Source organism: Anaeromassilibacillus sp. An172 (genome assembly GCF_002160515.1).
Taxonomy (GTDB): Bacteria; Bacillota; Clostridia; order Oscillospirales; family Acutalibacteraceae; genus Limousia; species Limousia pullorum.
The window spans coordinates 75,427-90,197 of the sequence record NZ_NFKS01000004.1; the positions used below are offsets into that span (position 1 = coordinate 75,427).

A 14,771-nucleotide genomic window follows, 5' to 3' on the forward strand; every position below is an offset into this window, starting at 1 on the left:
TTACCGCTCCTCTCCGTATAGAATAAACATTTTTATTATTTCATTTTGTTCAAGTCCGCATATGTCGGCAATTTCATATATCTCGGCGATGTGTTCTTCAATCTTTTTAAGATTTTCTTCCATTATAAGGTCCTTGTTTTTTTCAGCCACGAAACAGCCTTTTCCCTGAACTGTATATATGTAGCCGTCCTTTTCCAGTTCGTCATAGGCTCGCTTTGTGGTTATTACGCTTATTTTCAAATCTTTTGCAATACCTCTTATGGAGGGAAGTGGCTCTCCCGGTGATAATTCGCCTGAAATAATAAGATTTTTGATTTGGTCGTACATCTGTTGATATATAGGTGCATCTTTTTTATTGCTTATAACTATATTTATATGAATCACCAGCTTTAAATCGTTCTTACTGTATATATACAGTATATACAGTTGTAACAAAAAAGTCAATAGGTTACAAAGGTTTTTTACATACAAAATTTACATTAAAGCCTAAAGTTAACATAGATTTTACACAGAGAAAAGCGTTTTAAATTTTTTATATAAAAAAGAGGGAAAGTTAACATGGATTTTACATACAGCAGATATCACAGTTAACAGGCTTTAACGTATAATCTATGTGTACCCTGAGGGCGGGGGAAACAGCCCGAATACTAAACTTAAAAATAATAAGGAGAAATAAGAAATGTTTAAGAAAGTAATTTCTGTTATGATGGCAGTAATGATGTCAGCAGCAATCTTCACAGGCTGCGGCGGCAATAACACAACCACAGAAGGTACAACAGACGGTGCAACAGAGGGCGGCTCAACAGGTGAGGCAATCACAGTTTGCTCAAGAGAAGACGGTTCAGGTACAAGAGGTGCATTCGTAGAGCTTTTCGGTATCGAGCAGGAAGATGAGAGCGGCGAAAAGGTTGACATGACAATCCCAACTGCTGAAATCACAAACAGCACATCTGTTATGATTACAACAATCGTAGGCAACAAGAATGCAATCGGTTATATCTCACTTGGTTCACTTGATGAATCAAAGGTAAAGGCTTTGAAGATTGACGGAGCAGAGCCAACAGTTGAGAACATCAACGCAGGTACATACAAGGTTTCAAGACCATTCAACATCGCAGTTAGAGAAGACGTAAGCGAAGCAGCTCAGGACTTCATCAGCTTCATTCTCAGCTCAGACGGTCAGGCAGTTGTTGAAGAAAAAGGTTACATCAAGGCTTCTGACGCAGAGGCATACACACCAAGCGGTGTTACAGGTAAAATCACAGTTGCAGGTTCTTCTTCCGTAAACCCAGTAATGGAGAAGCTTGCAGAGGCTTATGAAGCTCTTAACGAGGGCGTAAGCGTTGACATTCAGATGAACGACTCATCAACAGGTATCCAGTCAGTAGCAGAGGGCAGCTGTGATATCGGTATGGCTTCAAGAGAGCTCAAGGACAGCGAGCTTGAGAAGGGCCTTACACCTACAGTAATCGCTATCGACGGTATTGCAGTAATCGCAAACCTTGAGAACCCTGTAACAGACCTTACTTCAGAGCAGGTAAAGAGCATCTACACAGGCGAAATCACAAACTGGGGCGAGATCGAGTAATCTACATTCAGTTAGTTCAAATAAAATCCCATTAAAAATACATAGCTGTAGGTAAACCTTTGCCTACAGCTATAGTTTAGAATAGCATAATCTCTCGAAAGATGTACTCAAGCAAGAGGAGAATGGTTAGATAATGAAGAAATTTTCAGAAATTGCAATGAAAGTAGTGTTCCTGCTTTCTGCCTGTATCTCTATAGTGGCTGTTTTGCTTATATGTCTTTTCCTTTTTGCAAACGGCATACCTACTATAGGCGAGATAGGGCCTCTTAACTTCCTGCTGGGCACAACGTGGCGTCCGGGAAATGATATATACGGAATACTTCCGATGATTTTGGGAAGCGTGTATGTAACAGCAGGAGCAATCATAATAGGCGTGCCAATAGGAGTGCTTTGCGCAGTATTTCTCGCAAGCTACTGTCCTAAAAAACTTTATACATTTTTAAAGCCGGCGGTTGACCTTCTTGCCGGAATACCTTCCATAGTATACGGTTTCTTTGGTTTGGTTGTTATCGTTCCGATGTTCCAAAATCTTGTGGGAGGCGGATTCAGCGGAAAGAGTATTCTTACAGCATCAATTTTGCTGGGAATTATGATACTGCCCACAATCATCAGTGTCACAGAGTCATCTTTGAGAGCTGTGCCTGTTCAGTATTATGAAGGTGCATTGGCTTTGGGTGCTACAAAGGAAAGAAGTATTTTCAGAGCTTCAATGCCTGCGGCTAAATCCGGTATCACAGCGGGTATTATCTTAGGCGTTGGACGTGCAATCGGTGAAGCTATGGCTATTACATGGATTGCAGGAAACCAGGCGATTATACCTGACAGTATTTTCAGCGGTGTAAGAACCCTTACCGCAAATATAGTTTTGGAGATGGGATATGCAAGCGATTTGCACAGAGATGCGCTTATTGCAACAGCAGTTGTACTGTTTGTATTCATCCTTATAATAAATCTCTGTTTCTCTATGCTTAAAAGGAGGAATAAGACTTGAACCATTACATTAACAAAGTTACCTTTTCGGAGAAACTCAAAACTTACAGAAAGCACCCCCTGTCTTTTGTAATGCTTTTGATTATCTTCTTAGGCGCAATTTTGACAATAGGTACACTGCTGTATCTTATCGCTTATATTCTTATAACCGGTATTCCAAACATCAAGCCGGAGCTTTTCGAGTGGGAATACAATTCTGAAAACGTATCCATGATGCCGGCGATAATCAATACGATTACCATGACATTCCTCACATTGTTAATGGCTGTGCCAGTAGGAATTTTCTCTGCTATCTACCTTGTAGAATATGCAAAGAAAGGAAACAAGCTGGTTTCTGTAATAAGAATTACCACAGAAACACTTTCAGGTATTCCTTCAATTGTTTACGGATTGTTTGGTTTCCTTATGTTCAACGTAACCTTTAAATGGGGTTATTCCTTCCTTTCAGGTGCAATAACCCTTGCTATAATGATACTGCCCCTTATTATAAGAACAACGGAAGAGGCTTTGCTTGCGGTTCCTGACTCTTACCGTGAAGGCAGCTTTGGCTTGGGCGCAGGCAAACTTAGAACAGTTTTCAGAGCGGTTCTTCCATCTGCTGTTCCGGGAATTCTTGCCGGCGTAATCCTTGCAATAGGAAGAATTGTGGGCGAAACAGCAGCCCTTATTTATACATCCGGTACCGTTACCGGTATTCCGGAAAATCTTATGGATTCGGGAAGAACTCTTTCCGTTCACATGTACGCATTGCTTTCCGAGGGTCTTTACATGGAACAGGCGTATGCAACATCCGTAGTTCTTTTGGTTTTGGTTCTTGGCATCAACACATTGTCAGGATTTATTGCAAAAAAAGTGGGAAAGGTGTAAAAGGTACTGATGAAAAGCTTAAAATCTTTTGTAATGAACAATACTACTTCACAGACAAATGTAAGCAGTTCTGCCCCTGTTTCTGAGGCTGAGAACTCTTCTATGCCTAAATTTGAGGTTTCAAATCTTGATCTGTATTACGGCGACTTTAAAGCCCTTAAAAATATAAATCTTAAAATTCCGGAAAAGAAAATAACAGCTTTTATCGGACCTTCCGGCTGCGGCAAGTCAACATTGCTTAAATCACTTAACAGAATGAACGATTTGGTTGAGGGATGCAGAATTGACGGAAGCGTGCTTCTTGACGGTGAGAGCATCTACGGCGGTATGGACGTAAACCTTTTGAGAAAACGTGTAGGAATGGTTTTCCAGAAGCCTAATCCATTTCCTATGAGCGTGTTTGACAACATAGCTTTCGGCCCACGTACTCACGGAATTAAGTCAAAGTCAAAGCTCAACGATATAGTTGAAAAATCCTTGAGAGACGCAGCTATCTGGGATGAGGTTAAAGACAGACTTAACAAAAGCGCATTGGGACTTTCCGGCGGTCAGCAGCAGAGACTTTGTATCGCAAGAGCTTTGGCTGTAAACCCTGAGGTTCTTCTCATGGACGAACCTACCAGCGCCCTTGACCCGATTTCCACTACAAAAATTGAGGACTTGGCTGTCGAGCTTAAAGAAAAATATACAATAATTATGGTTACTCACAATATGCAGCAGGCTGTCAGAATTGCCGACAACACCGCCTTCTTCCTTTTAGGAGAAGTGATTGAGTACAGCAACACAGAAAAAATGTTTTCAACTCCTAAGGACAAGAGAACAGAGGATTACATTACAGGGAGGTTCGGTTAATGCGAGTACAATTCGACAAGCAGCTTGAAACTTTAAACATAGAGCTTATTAAAATGGGTGCACTTTGCGAGGACGCAATTTCCTGCGCCGCAACATATATGCTTGAGGGCGGAAAAAATCTTTTGGACAAGGTTTTTCAGGCCGATTCCGCTATAGACAGAAAAGAACGTGAGATTGAAACAATCTGTATGCGACTTTTGCTTCAGCAGCAGCCTGTAGCTAAGGATTTGAGAACAGTTTCATCCGCTCTGAAAATGATTTCCGATATGGAGAGAATAGGCGACCAGGCGGCTGATATCGCTGAGATTATGAAATACACAGAGGAATTCAATGTTCCAAGTAAGCTTCATATAGGCGATATGGCAAGAGCTACAATTCAGATGGTTACAGACAGTATCGAATCATTTGTTAAAAAGGACTACAATACAGCCATCGCCGTTATCAAGTACGACGATAAGGTTGACCATCTTTTTGCTAAGGTTAAGAAAGAACTTACAGACTATATCGCAAAAGACCCGGAAAACGGCGAGCTTTATCTGGACCTTTTGATGATTGCTAAATACTTCGAGAGAATCGGCGACCACGCAACAAATATTGCAGGCTGGGTATGCTATTCAATTACAGGAAAGCATAACTCAAGTATCAATTGATGAAAGCGGATTTTCGTGATATAATTTACAGGTCAGGCTATAGTATGGAGTCTGACCTGTATTGTTTGTAAATTTTAGTTTTACATATAAATTTGCTCAAGAGGTGTAATTGAAATGATATTCCTTTTGGAAGACGACGGAAATATTAGAAAACTGGTGGAATACACACTTAACGCCAACAACATGGATGTTAAGTCCTTTGGACTACCCTCTGATTTTTGGGAGGCAATGGGAAACGACAAGCTTCCGGAGCTGATTTTGCTTGATATCATGCTTCCTCAGGAGGACGGCATGGATATTTTAAGAAAAATCAGAAACGACAATGTCACAAAAAGTATTCCTGTTATAATGCTTACCGCAAAAGGCACGGAGTTTGACAAGGTTATCGGCCTTGACTGCGGAGCTGACGACTATGTGTGCAAGCCATTTTCACCACTTGAGCTTGTTGCAAGAATAAAAGCGGTAAAAAGAAGAGCCGGTCACGCAATTAAGAGTGACAGCTCTACATACAATATAAACGGAGTTATAATTATTGACGGTCAAAGCCACAGAATTGAAGTTGTCGGCGATGAAATATCTCTTACCCCTAAAGAGTTTAACCTTATTGAAATTTTGGCAAAAAATCGTGGAAATGTCCTTTCCCGTGAAGAGCTTCTTAGAAAAATCTGGGGATACAATTTTGACGGAGAAACAAGAACCGTTGATGTCCACATAAGAAAACTAAGACAAAAGCTGGGAGATTATGCGGACTTAATTGAAACCGTAAAGGGTATAGGTTACTGTATAAAAGGAGAAAACGATGAGTAAGCGAATTTTCAGAGCCATCTGCATTGTGGCATGTATTGTACTTGTTGTTTCGGTATCCTTGACCGTCGGTGTGCTTTATACTCATTTTGAAAACGAGTTAAACTACGAAATGAAAAGCGAAGCTCAGGCTTTGGCTTATGTTATGGATAAAAACGGGATTGACTTTATAGAGGAAATGCCTAAAACAGACAAAAGAATAACTGTGATCGCTTCCGACGGAACTGTCATGTATGACAACTCTGTGGACGATATTACTTCCATAGAGAATCACCTTGGCAGAGAAGAGGTATCAGAAGCTTTGCAGTATGGTTTTGGCGAAAGTTCCCGTTTTTCAACAACCATTGCGGAAAAGACGGTTTACTATGCGGTGAGAACCTCAGAGGGAAGTATATTGCGTATAAGCGATACACAGTATTCTTTGTTTACTATAATCATGGGCACTTTACAGCCTATTATAGTTATAATAATTATAATGATTGTGCTTGCCGCTTTCTGCGCTTCACGTGCTTCAAAAGCCATTGTGGCGCCAATTAACGGTATTGACCTGGAAGCTCCGGAGAACGGCAAAATCTATGAGGAGCTTGCTCCGCTGGTTACAAAAATTTCAAGACAGAACCGCACAATCAGGGAACAGCTTGAAGAAGCAAAGCAAAAGCAGGAGGAGTTTCTGGTAATCACGGAAAACATGCTGGAAGGTCTTATACTCATTGACACAAAGTCAAATATTATTACCTGCAACAGCGCCGCAAAGCGTCTTTTAAATTCCGATGTTCCTTATGACCACTGCTGTGTGCTTATTTTAAACAGAAGCACAGAGTTTTCCTCCTGCGTAGAAAAGTCCCTTGCCGGCGAGCATTGCACTGAGGTGCTGGAAAATGAGGGAAGATTTTGCAGGCTTGTTGCTGACCCCGTGAAAAACGACGGCAAGGTTGTGGGCGCCGTTATAGTTATTCTTGATATAACCGAAACGGCAAAGCGAGAGGAGCTAAGACGTGAGTTTACGGCAAATGTTTCTCACGAGCTTAAAACTCCCCTCACATCAATAGCAGGTTTTGCCGAGCTTATGAAATACGGAATGGTAAAGCCGGAAGATATAAAGGATTTTTCCGAAAGCATTTACGACGAAGCTCAGAGGCTTATCACTCTTGTAAACGATATTCTCAACCTCTCAGCCCTTGATGAGGGAGGTTTGAGCGACGAAAAGGAAAGCGTTGATTTGTTTGAATTGTCGGGGGATATTTTGAAAAGCCTTAAAATACCTGCTGAAAAGAAAAACATCACTTTGGAGCTTCAGGGAAAAAATACGACAGTTATGGGTTCGAGAAAAGTAATCAGGGAAATGATTTTTAACCTGTGCGACAACGGTATCAAATATAACGTAGACGGGGGAAATGTCACCGTTAATGTGATTGATGATGTTGATTGTGCAAAGGTTGTGGTTTCCGACAGTGGTATAGGTATACCAAAAGCCGACAGACAGAGAGTTTTTGAAAGATTTTACCGTGTTGATAAAAGCCATTCAAGGGAAATCGGCGGCACAGGCCTTGGTCTTTCAATAGTAAAGCACGGCGCCGTTTATCACAATGCTGATATTTCCCTGGAAAGCGAACCGGGAAAAGGTACTGTAATTACAATAAGTTTTCCGAAAAAGTAATAAAGATGTATGGCAGTTTTCTTTTGGTTGCTGCTGGTTTAAAGACAGGCGTCCTCGGACGTCTGTTTTTTAATATTCAAGTGTTTCCAGAAATACTTCAAGCACTTCCTCCAGATGTATAGGGTCAAGTTCTTCCGTGTTAAATTCCATTGTCATTTTGAGAATAGTTTCAAAATCCTCTGTTATGTCTTCAAACCTAAGAAATTCTTTGTTATCCATAACCGCAACTATGCCGTATGAAATCCTGTCCTTGCGGACAGTCCTGATAGCCCGATAATACATGTTCGTCCCCCGTACAGTATGATAATAAGATGTGAATATATCAATACATTATGTGAATATTTTTCACTAGTTTAATTTATCATTTTTGGGAAGGAATGTCAATACAAATTACAATTCTGTAATTATAAATTATATAAATAAAGGGTCGAGATATAGTGATTTTGGATTTTTTTAACCGGCGTTTTTTATTATAATAGGTTATTAAAGCTTGAATTTAATAACTATATATCGAAAGGTGAAAGTTTACTGAAAAATCTCAAGTTATGTTGTGAATTATTGACAAGTATTGATAAGGAAGATATAATTTAGAAGACTAGATTAAAAGTTTTATCTTTTTAAAGGAGTGTTATAGATGTCCTTTTTTAATGATTTAGGAAAGAAAATCAGCGAGACCAGTCAGGGCGCTGTCAATAAAACAAAAGCAATGGCTGAAACCTCCAGACTTAATTCAGCTATAAATGACTGCAAAAATAAAATCGATATGGCATACATGGAGATAGGCAATTTCTATGTAAATAAATACGGAGAAAATCCTAACCCTGAGGTTGCCGATAAAGTAAATATGATAAAAGAGCTTGAGGGCAATATAAAGAATATGCAGGAAGAAATCAGAAAAATAAACGGATACGCTGTATGTCCGAAATGCGGAAAAACAGTGAGAAACGACGCTTTCTTCTGCGACGGATGCGGTGAAAAGCTCAGAAGTCAGGAGCCGGATAACCGCTGCGCTTTCTGCGGAGCCACATTACAGCCAAACGCTTCTTTCTGCACAAAATGCGGAAAGCCAAGAAATGCTGCACCACAGCCACAGCCTCAACCTCAACCACAGCCACCTTATCAGCCTCCATACGGCGGCCAGCCTTTTAACGGTCAGCCGAAAATGAATGTGGACAGTCAGCCTGTCAACAATACAGAGAATGTTAAGGAACCGGCTCCCGCAAAGAAAATATGCCCGGTATGCGGATATGAGCTTGACGCAAGCCAGGAGATTTGTCTCAGATGCGGAGAAAAACTGTAAAAGCAATTGTCACGAAAGGATAATATATGGAAAAAACTTATGTAACGGCGATTATCGTTGCCGCAGGAAGTTCCACCAGAATGGGCGGTCACGTTAGCAAACAGCTTATGTGTATTTTGGGAAAATCTGTTATAGAGCACACTTTAAACGCCTTTGAAAATGCCGAAAGCATTGACGAGATTGTCATTGTTGCCAGAGACTGTGACCGTGAGGAAATTCAAAAGAGAATAGACAGAAACGGTTTTGAAAAGGTTAAAAAGATAGTGACCGGAGGAAAAACCAGAAGCGAAAGTGTTAGAAACGGTATTGCCCAGTGTGATGAAAAAACCACCCATGTGGCTATTCACGACGGCGCAAGACCGCTGGTTACCACTGAGGATATAGAAAACGTGGTTGATGTCGGTCTTTGCTACGGCGGAGCCACTTTGGGAACAAAGGTAATAGACACCATAAAGGTTATAGGAAAAGACAGTGTTATAACATCAACACCTGACAGGGATAAGCTTGTGGCGGTTCAGACTCCACAGGTTTTCAGACTTGAGGACTATATATCCGCTTTGGACGAATTGAAGTCAAAGGGAAAAGAGGCGGAGTTTACCGACGACTGCGCAATTTTTGAAGCAACCGGAAGAAATGTAAAGGTTGTGGAGGGAAGCAGAGAGAATATAAAAATCACCACCGCCGAGGATATAACCACAGCGGAAAATATTATGCGCAGCAGAAGAAAGGCGTGAGTTTATGGATATAAGAGTGGGTCACGGCTATGACGTTCATCGCCTTGTGGAAAACAGAAAGCTTATAATCGGTGGAGTTGAAATCCCCTGGGAGCTGGGACTTTTGGGTCACAGCGACGCAGACGTGTTGCTTCACGCCATAAGCGACGCAATTTTGGGAGCGGCGGCCCTGGGAGATATCGGCAGACATTTTCCCGACACCGATGAGAAATACAAGGGCGCAGACAGCCTTATGCTTTTAAAAGAGGTCTGCGCAAAGGCGGCTGAAAAGGGCTATCGTGTTTCAAATATCGACGCAACGGTTATTGCCCAGAAGCCAAAGATGAAGGATTATATACCTAAAATGTGTGAAAATGTGGCAAAGGCCTGCGGTGTTGACACTGACAGGGTGAATATTAAAGCCACCACAGAGGAAAAGCTTGGCTTTACAGGCAGACAGGAGGGCATTTCCGCCCACAGTGTTTGTCTTTTGATAAAAGAATAATAATCAGAATATTTCTGACCACGGAGGATAGTTGAAGATGCATAAAAAAAGAAAAAAGGGAGCTTCTTTCTTGAAAAAAGGGATTTCTTTGGCGATGGGAGCTTTGATGCTTGCATGCACGGTGCTGGGATTATCAGGCTGTGTTTCACAGGAGCCGGACGAATATCCGGATAAGGAAGCTTTGAAAATCGCTATTGTAAATTACTACGACTCGGATAAGGATGTGGAGTTCAATCAGGCTGTTGTCAACGAGATAAACACATATCTTGACAATATGGGCTGTGAATACAAGGTTGAATTTTCCGGCATACAGCTGTCAGATGAAAATTTCAGGGACAGTGACGCTTATAAAAAACTGAAGGAAGCCGACATAGTTTATGCCGCTCCTTATTCCACCGTGGGAGATAACAAGGCAACACTTATTGATGTACTGAACGCACTTATCGACGACGGTTATGCCGCTAATCTCAGCGAAAGCCTTGATGGCGGATTAAAGGACGCCGCCGCAGTTTTGGAAAATTACGGTTTTGAATTTGGGGACGAGGTTTATTCACTTCCCCTCAATGTGCAGATTCCCGTAAGCGCAGGCATTAAAATTGAAAAAGAACTGCTGGATAAATCAGGCTTTGAGCCGAGAGCATTGGAAAGCTTTGAGGACTGCGCAGAGCTTTTTGAAAAGCTTTACAAAGCCAACGAAAACGACGCTTTTCTTTTTGTTGACCAGTCAGCCAGCACAGTTGGTTATATAGAGGTTGGCTACAAAACCACAAAGCCTGCCGTTATGGACTACTTGAGAGACTACATGTTCATAAGCGCATCAACCGCAATAGATTTGAAAACAGGCGAAGCGGTAAATGTGTACGAAGAGGAAAAAGCCAGAGATTATATAAAAACAATGTACTCCTATTCCGACAAGGGCTACACAACAGGAACATCAAAGGATGCACAGGCTACTTTTGATATAGCTGTTTATCCTGAGCCATATATGGAGAAAAGCGGTTCAGATGACGAGGAGAACTCATACTATTATGTTCTGCCTATAGGCGACGTGATTTCCAGCTATTCAAAGGAAAAACCAACTTCCGGTGTTTGCATTTCAGCGAATACACAGCACAAGGACTGGGCAGAGCAGTTTATAAACCTTGTATACAGCGATGAGGATTTCAAAAGGATTGTAATGTTCGGCGATACAGAAATGACGGTTGAAACCTATCTTACATATCTTGAGGACCATCCAAGAAAGGGACTTAATCCAACATATGCAGTTCCTTTTATGGAAATGGATGAGGATTTGAACAACATCTACAACTACACAGACCTTGAGGGCAACACCCTCACAATGGAGGGGATCTATTCTGCGGCAAAGGAACAGGCTCCTGAGTCTAAGTTCTGTATAGACGCTGTGGACTTCCAGTCCCTCGAAGATGAAATAATGGCTGTAGATGAAAAAATGAAAGAAATTCTCAAAGATCAGCCGTACATTTTCGCAAACGACGGAATACTTTCCGAAAGCGATGAAACCACCGGCGAATCATTTATAAACAATGAAACAATTGACGCAGGTCTTGACGAATTAAGCCGCCAGCTTTCAGAAGCCGGAGGAACAACAATAACCGATGAGATAAACAGACAGCTTGGGTATTGATTTTGGTTAATTTAGATAAAAATAGTTATCTTGTGATGTGCAGATATACAAAAATTAAAAAATCCTTTACAACGACAGATTCCTGTGATATACTAATAACACAAGGAAATAATTTATATTGAAGATTGTAACTGGTAATGCAGGCAAAACTCCATTAGGTATCTAACGTGGGTTTTGCCTTTTTTTTATGCTTTTTGTGTGCAGGTATTTTATACAGGGGGAACAGTAAATGATTATAACAAAGGTTTTGAATAACAACGCTTTTGTGGCTTTAGACGATAACAATAAGGAAATTATCGTCATGGGCAGGGGTGTTGGTTTTAAAAAGAAAGCGGGTCAAAAAGTAGAGTTAATGCCGGGTGCGCAGGTTTTTTCCAACCAGGACCAGTCCCTCAACTCAAAAATGAAAGAAGTTATAGCAAATATACCCGGCGAATATTTGGATATTACAGAAAAGGTTGTTTCAATTCTCAGCAAAGAATACAACAAAAAGGTACACGATATAATTTACGTATCCCTTACTGAACATATCCAAAGCGCAGTTGAAAGATACACAAAGGGATTTGAAATTGAAAATCCTTTGCTCAACGAGATAAAAAGAATATATAGAGAAGAGTATGAGGTTGCGGTTCGTGCTCTTGAATTGATTAAGGATAAGTTCGGCGTTGAGTTTACCAAGGACGAAGCCGGATATATAGCTTATCACATTGTAAATGCAGAGCTTGACGGAGGCATGAACAATGTGGCTGAGATGACCCACATAGTGGAGAACATCTTAAATATCGTTAAAAAATATATGAATATAGAGTACAATGAAGAGTCCCTTCATTACGACAGATTTATAACTCATCTTAAATTCTTTGCCCAGAGAATTCTGTGCAATACGGTTTATAACGATGATGAAGAGGAGCTTTTCTCATTCCTCAAAACAAAATATCCACAGTGTTATGACTGCATGACGGAGATTAAAAAGTTTATTGAGGAAGAATATATGTACAAGCTGACAGAATCAGAGCAGATGTATCTGATAATACATATTCAGAGAATTGTCAGCGCCTGTTAAACAGTCGGTTGCCGAACCGGCAATGAAATCACAAAAGAAATATAAAAATTTCAAGGCGCCTGAGATTTTTACAAATCTTTTGTGACTGCTTCAGAAACAGTAACGGGAATTTTTCAAACCATTTATGAAAGCTAATTTGAATAATGAAAACAAGGGTACAAATTTTGAAAAATATCTCCGGCTGAAAAGCTGAATGAATTTATTTGGTTCGGAAAATATAAAAGTAAATTCAATCAGAATGGAGGAGTTTTAATGGATTACGCAAGAACAGCGGAAAAAATCCTGGAAAGAGTAGGAGGAAAGGACAATGTTCTGGGTCTTGTACATTGCATGACCAGACTGCGTTTTACTCTGAAAGATGAGTCTATTGTAGACGACGATTTGGTAAAGAGAACAAAGGGCGTTATGGGCGTTATAAGAAAGGCAGGTCAGTATCAGGTTATTATAGGAAACGACGTTGCCTATGTTTATGAAGAGCTGTGCAAGCTTGGAAACTTTAAGGGCCAGCCTGCACCTCAGAAAGCAAACAATGCCCCTAAGAAAAAACAAAGTATTCCGGCTATGCTGATGGATACTATCTCCGGTATTATGTCACCGGTAATTCCGGCAATCATCGGTGCGGCGATGATAAAGGTTCTTCTGACACTGCTGCCTATGATTGGCTGGCTGAATACAGAAGGTCAGACCTATCAGATTTTAAGCGTTATAGGCGACGGAGCTTTCTATTTTATGCCTGTGCTTATAGCTATTTCTGCGGCAAGAAAATTCAACACAAACACATATTACGCCGCAAGCCTTGCACTCATTATGCTGCATCCTAACTTTGTAAGCCTTATGAGTGCGGCTAACGAAGCGGAACAGACTGTTAAGTTTTTGGGAGTAATTCCGGTTACATACGCAAATTATGCTTATTCGGTTATTCCGATTATACTTTCCGTATGGATGCTCAAGTATGTTGAAAAACTGGTTGACAAGATTACTCCGGTTATCACTAAGAACTTCTTAAAGCCTATGCTTGTTGTGCTTATTGCAGCTCCTATTGCACTTATTGTTTTAGGACCTCTCGGAGCTATCTGCGGCGAATGGCTTTCAAAGATTGTATACTTTGCTCATGATAAGCTTGGATTTATCGCTGTGGGAATTGTTGCAGGTGTGTTCCCATTTGTTGTTATGGCTGGTATGCATCACGCATTTACACCGATTAAGCTGGGAATGATTGCTACAGGCGGATATGAAGCATTTATCTGTATTGCCGAGCTTTGCTCAAATATGGCTCAGGGTGCAGCAGCTCTTGCAGTTGCAGTTAAGACAAAGAACAAGGATTTTAAGCAGGTTGCAGGTTCTTCCGCATTCTCCGCCCTTGTTGCAGGTATCACAGAGCCAGCCCTTTACGGTGTTACAGTAAGACTTAAAAAACCAATGCTCGGAGCATGTATAGGTGCAGTTGCCGGCGGTCTTTTCGGCGGATTTATGCAGATGAAGTGCTACGGTATCGCAACTCCTGCTATTGTAACAATAGTTCAGTATGCAGAACCTGGCAACGCAATGAGCCTTGTTATTGCCGCTTTGACAATTCTCATCACAGTGGTTGTAACATTTATCGCAACAATGATTATAGGCTTTGAGGACATTGTAGACGAGGATGACGATGATATGCCATCACCGGAGCCTGCAAAGATTGTAGAGCCAAAGAGCAAGTTTGACAAGGTTGTAAGCCCTGTTGAGGGAACTGCGGTTAAGTCCGAAATCCTTAAAAATCAGGAACAGTCAGAGTTTTCAAAAAATTTCGATATGGTGATGAGCCCGGAGAAAGAAACCGTTTATGCTCCTTTTGAGGGAAAAGTTCTGAAAGTATCTCAGGACGGAAAAGTTATTGAAATGGAAAAAGCAGGAAGCGGACTTAAAGTAACTTTGAATGTTTTCGGAAGTAAAAATGCTTTTGAAATAAAGAAAAACCCAGGCGACAACATGTCAGTAGGGGAAGAAATAGGAAAAATAAATACTAATGATTTGAAAAATGCTCTTGTAGGCATAAGCGTTCAGGAAAAGGAAAAATACATGGACGTTGTGCCGTCACAGAAAGATGTTTTTAGCAGACAGGATGTTTTGGTAACAGTTGTCTGAAATGATTTTGATT

15 protein-coding genes are annotated in these 14,771 nt (G+C 40.9%); 13 read left to right on the top strand and 2 right to left on the bottom strand.

Annotated features, from left to right (window positions below; translation table 11 throughout):
* Nucleotides 1-375, bottom strand: a complete 375-nt coding sequence (locus tag B5F08_RS03210) for a GntR family transcriptional regulator (RefSeq protein WP_087376458.1) — start codon at nt 373-375, stop codon at nt 1-3.
* A 304-nt stretch (nt 376-679) separates the two neighbouring features.
* Here B5F08_RS03210 and B5F08_RS03215 point away from each other — a divergent pair, with 304 nt between their 5' ends.
* The 7 genes from B5F08_RS03215 (at nt 680) to B5F08_RS03245 (ending at nt 7,408) form a co-directional block, all read left to right on the top strand.
* Nucleotides 680-1,588, top strand: a complete 909-nt coding sequence (locus B5F08_RS03215) for a substrate-binding domain-containing protein (RefSeq protein WP_087376389.1) — start codon at nt 680-682, stop codon at nt 1,586-1,588.
* A 133-nt stretch (nt 1,589-1,721) separates the two neighbouring features.
* Nucleotides 1,722-2,579, top strand: a complete 858-nt coding sequence (gene pstC, locus B5F08_RS03220) for a phosphate ABC transporter permease subunit PstC (protein ID WP_087376390.1) — start codon at nt 1,722-1,724, stop codon at nt 2,577-2,579.
* 71 nt (nt 2,580-2,650) lie between these two features.
* Nucleotides 2,651-3,445 (top strand): phosphate ABC transporter permease PstA, encoded by a 795-nt coding sequence (gene pstA / locus B5F08_RS03225; RefSeq protein ID WP_087376459.1) that lies wholly within the window; start codon nt 2,651-2,653, stop codon nt 3,443-3,445.
* Between the two features lie 102 nt (nt 3,446-3,547).
* Complete coding sequence (pstB, locus tag B5F08_RS03230) at nt 3,548-4,297, top strand: phosphate ABC transporter ATP-binding protein PstB (RefSeq protein ID WP_242968241.1); 750 nt, start codon at nt 3,548-3,550, stop codon at nt 4,295-4,297.
* A complete protein-coding gene (phoU, locus tag B5F08_RS03235) occupies nt 4,297-4,947 on the top strand; it encodes a phosphate signaling complex protein PhoU (protein ID WP_087376391.1) in 651 nt (216 codons plus the stop codon). Before pstB ends, phoU begins: the two co-directional genes overlap by 1 nt.
* A gap of 114 nt (nt 4,948-5,061) precedes the next feature.
* Nucleotides 5,062-5,754: a winged helix-turn-helix domain-containing protein gene (locus tag B5F08_RS03240; protein ID WP_087376392.1), complete on the top strand. Its 693-nt coding sequence runs from the start codon at nt 5,062-5,064 to the stop codon at nt 5,752-5,754.
* Nucleotides 5,747-7,408 carry an ATP-binding protein gene (locus B5F08_RS03245; protein ID WP_087376393.1) on the top strand — a complete coding sequence of 554 codons (1,662 nt, stop codon included), beginning with the start codon at nt 5,747-5,749 and terminating at the stop codon, nt 7,406-7,408. Before B5F08_RS03240 ends, B5F08_RS03245 begins: the two co-directional genes overlap by 8 nt.
* A gap of 69 nt (nt 7,409-7,477) precedes the next feature.
* On the opposite strand, the gene B5F08_RS03250 is transcribed toward B5F08_RS03245, so the two are convergent.
* Nucleotides 7,478-7,690 carry a DUF6514 family protein gene (locus B5F08_RS03250; protein WP_087376394.1) on the bottom strand — a complete coding sequence of 71 codons (213 nt, stop codon included), beginning with the start codon at nt 7,688-7,690 and terminating at the stop codon, nt 7,478-7,480.
* A 352-nt stretch (nt 7,691-8,042) separates the two neighbouring features.
* Between B5F08_RS03250 and B5F08_RS03255 the strand changes: the two genes are divergently transcribed.
* From B5F08_RS03255 to B5F08_RS03280, 6 genes are all read left to right on the top strand, one after another.
* Nucleotides 8,043-8,708, top strand: a complete 666-nt coding sequence (locus B5F08_RS03255; protein WP_087376395.1) for a zinc ribbon domain-containing protein — start codon at nt 8,043-8,045, stop codon at nt 8,706-8,708.
* A gap of 26 nt (nt 8,709-8,734) precedes the next feature.
* Nucleotides 8,735-9,442: a 2-C-methyl-D-erythritol 4-phosphate cytidylyltransferase gene (gene ispD, locus B5F08_RS03260; RefSeq protein ID WP_087376396.1), complete on the top strand. Its 708-nt coding sequence runs from the start codon at nt 8,735-8,737 to the stop codon at nt 9,440-9,442.
* Between the two features lie 10 nt (nt 9,443-9,452).
* Nucleotides 9,453-9,926, top strand: coding sequence for a 2-C-methyl-D-erythritol 2,4-cyclodiphosphate synthase (gene ispF, locus B5F08_RS03265; protein WP_087376461.1), 474 nt, complete (start codon nt 9,453-9,455; stop codon nt 9,924-9,926).
* Between the two features lie 37 nt (nt 9,927-9,963).
* Nucleotides 9,964-11,571, top strand: a complete 1,608-nt coding sequence (locus tag B5F08_RS03270) for a hypothetical protein (RefSeq protein WP_087376397.1) — start codon at nt 9,964-9,966, stop codon at nt 11,569-11,571.
* Nucleotides 11,572-11,800: 229 nt separating this feature from the next.
* Nucleotides 11,801-12,634: a BglG family transcription antiterminator LicT gene (gene licT / locus B5F08_RS03275; protein WP_087376398.1), complete on the top strand. Its 834-nt coding sequence runs from the start codon at nt 11,801-11,803 to the stop codon at nt 12,632-12,634.
* A gap of 252 nt (nt 12,635-12,886) precedes the next feature.
* Complete coding sequence (locus B5F08_RS03280; protein WP_087376399.1) at nt 12,887-14,758, top strand: PTS transporter subunit EIIC; 1,872 nt, start codon at nt 12,887-12,889, stop codon at nt 14,756-14,758.
* The last annotated feature ends 13 nt before the right edge of the window (nt 14,759-14,771 follow it).

Excerpts from the sequence above, each read along its gene's own strand:
- B5F08_RS03240 (WP_087376392.1), top strand. The coding sequence starts at position 5,062 with ATGATATTCCTTTTGGAAGACGACGGAAATATTAGAAAACTGGTGGAA.
- B5F08_RS03215 (WP_087376389.1), top strand. The coding sequence starts at position 680 with ATGTTTAAGAAAGTAATTTCTGTTATGATGGCAGTAATGATGTCAGCA.
- pstC (WP_087376390.1), top strand. The coding sequence starts at position 1,722 with ATGAAGAAATTTTCAGAAATTGCAATGAAAGTAGTGTTCCTGCTTTCT.
- B5F08_RS03280 (WP_087376399.1), top strand. The coding sequence starts at position 12,887 with ATGGATTACGCAAGAACAGCGGAAAAAATCCTGGAAAGAGTAGGAGGA.
- phoU (WP_087376391.1), top strand. The coding sequence starts at position 4,297 with ATGCGAGTACAATTCGACAAGCAGCTTGAAACTTTAAACATAGAGCTT.
- B5F08_RS03245 (WP_087376393.1), top strand. The coding sequence starts at position 5,747 with ATGAGTAAGCGAATTTTCAGAGCCATCTGCATTGTGGCATGTATTGTA.
- B5F08_RS03250 (WP_087376394.1), bottom strand. The coding sequence starts at position 7,690 with ATGTATTATCGGGCTATCAGGACTGTCCGCAAGGACAGGATTTCATAC.
- licT (WP_087376398.1), top strand. The coding sequence starts at position 11,801 with ATGATTATAACAAAGGTTTTGAATAACAACGCTTTTGTGGCTTTAGAC.
- B5F08_RS03255 (WP_087376395.1), top strand. The coding sequence starts at position 8,043 with ATGTCCTTTTTTAATGATTTAGGAAAGAAAATCAGCGAGACCAGTCAG.
- pstB (WP_242968241.1), top strand. The coding sequence starts at position 3,548 with ATGCCTAAATTTGAGGTTTCAAATCTTGATCTGTATTACGGCGACTTT.
- B5F08_RS03270 (WP_087376397.1), top strand. The coding sequence starts at position 9,964 with ATGCATAAAAAAAGAAAAAAGGGAGCTTCTTTCTTGAAAAAAGGGATT.
- pstA (WP_087376459.1), top strand. The coding sequence starts at position 2,651 with ATGCTTTTGATTATCTTCTTAGGCGCAATTTTGACAATAGGTACACTG.
- ispD (WP_087376396.1), top strand. The coding sequence starts at position 8,735 with ATGGAAAAAACTTATGTAACGGCGATTATCGTTGCCGCAGGAAGTTCC.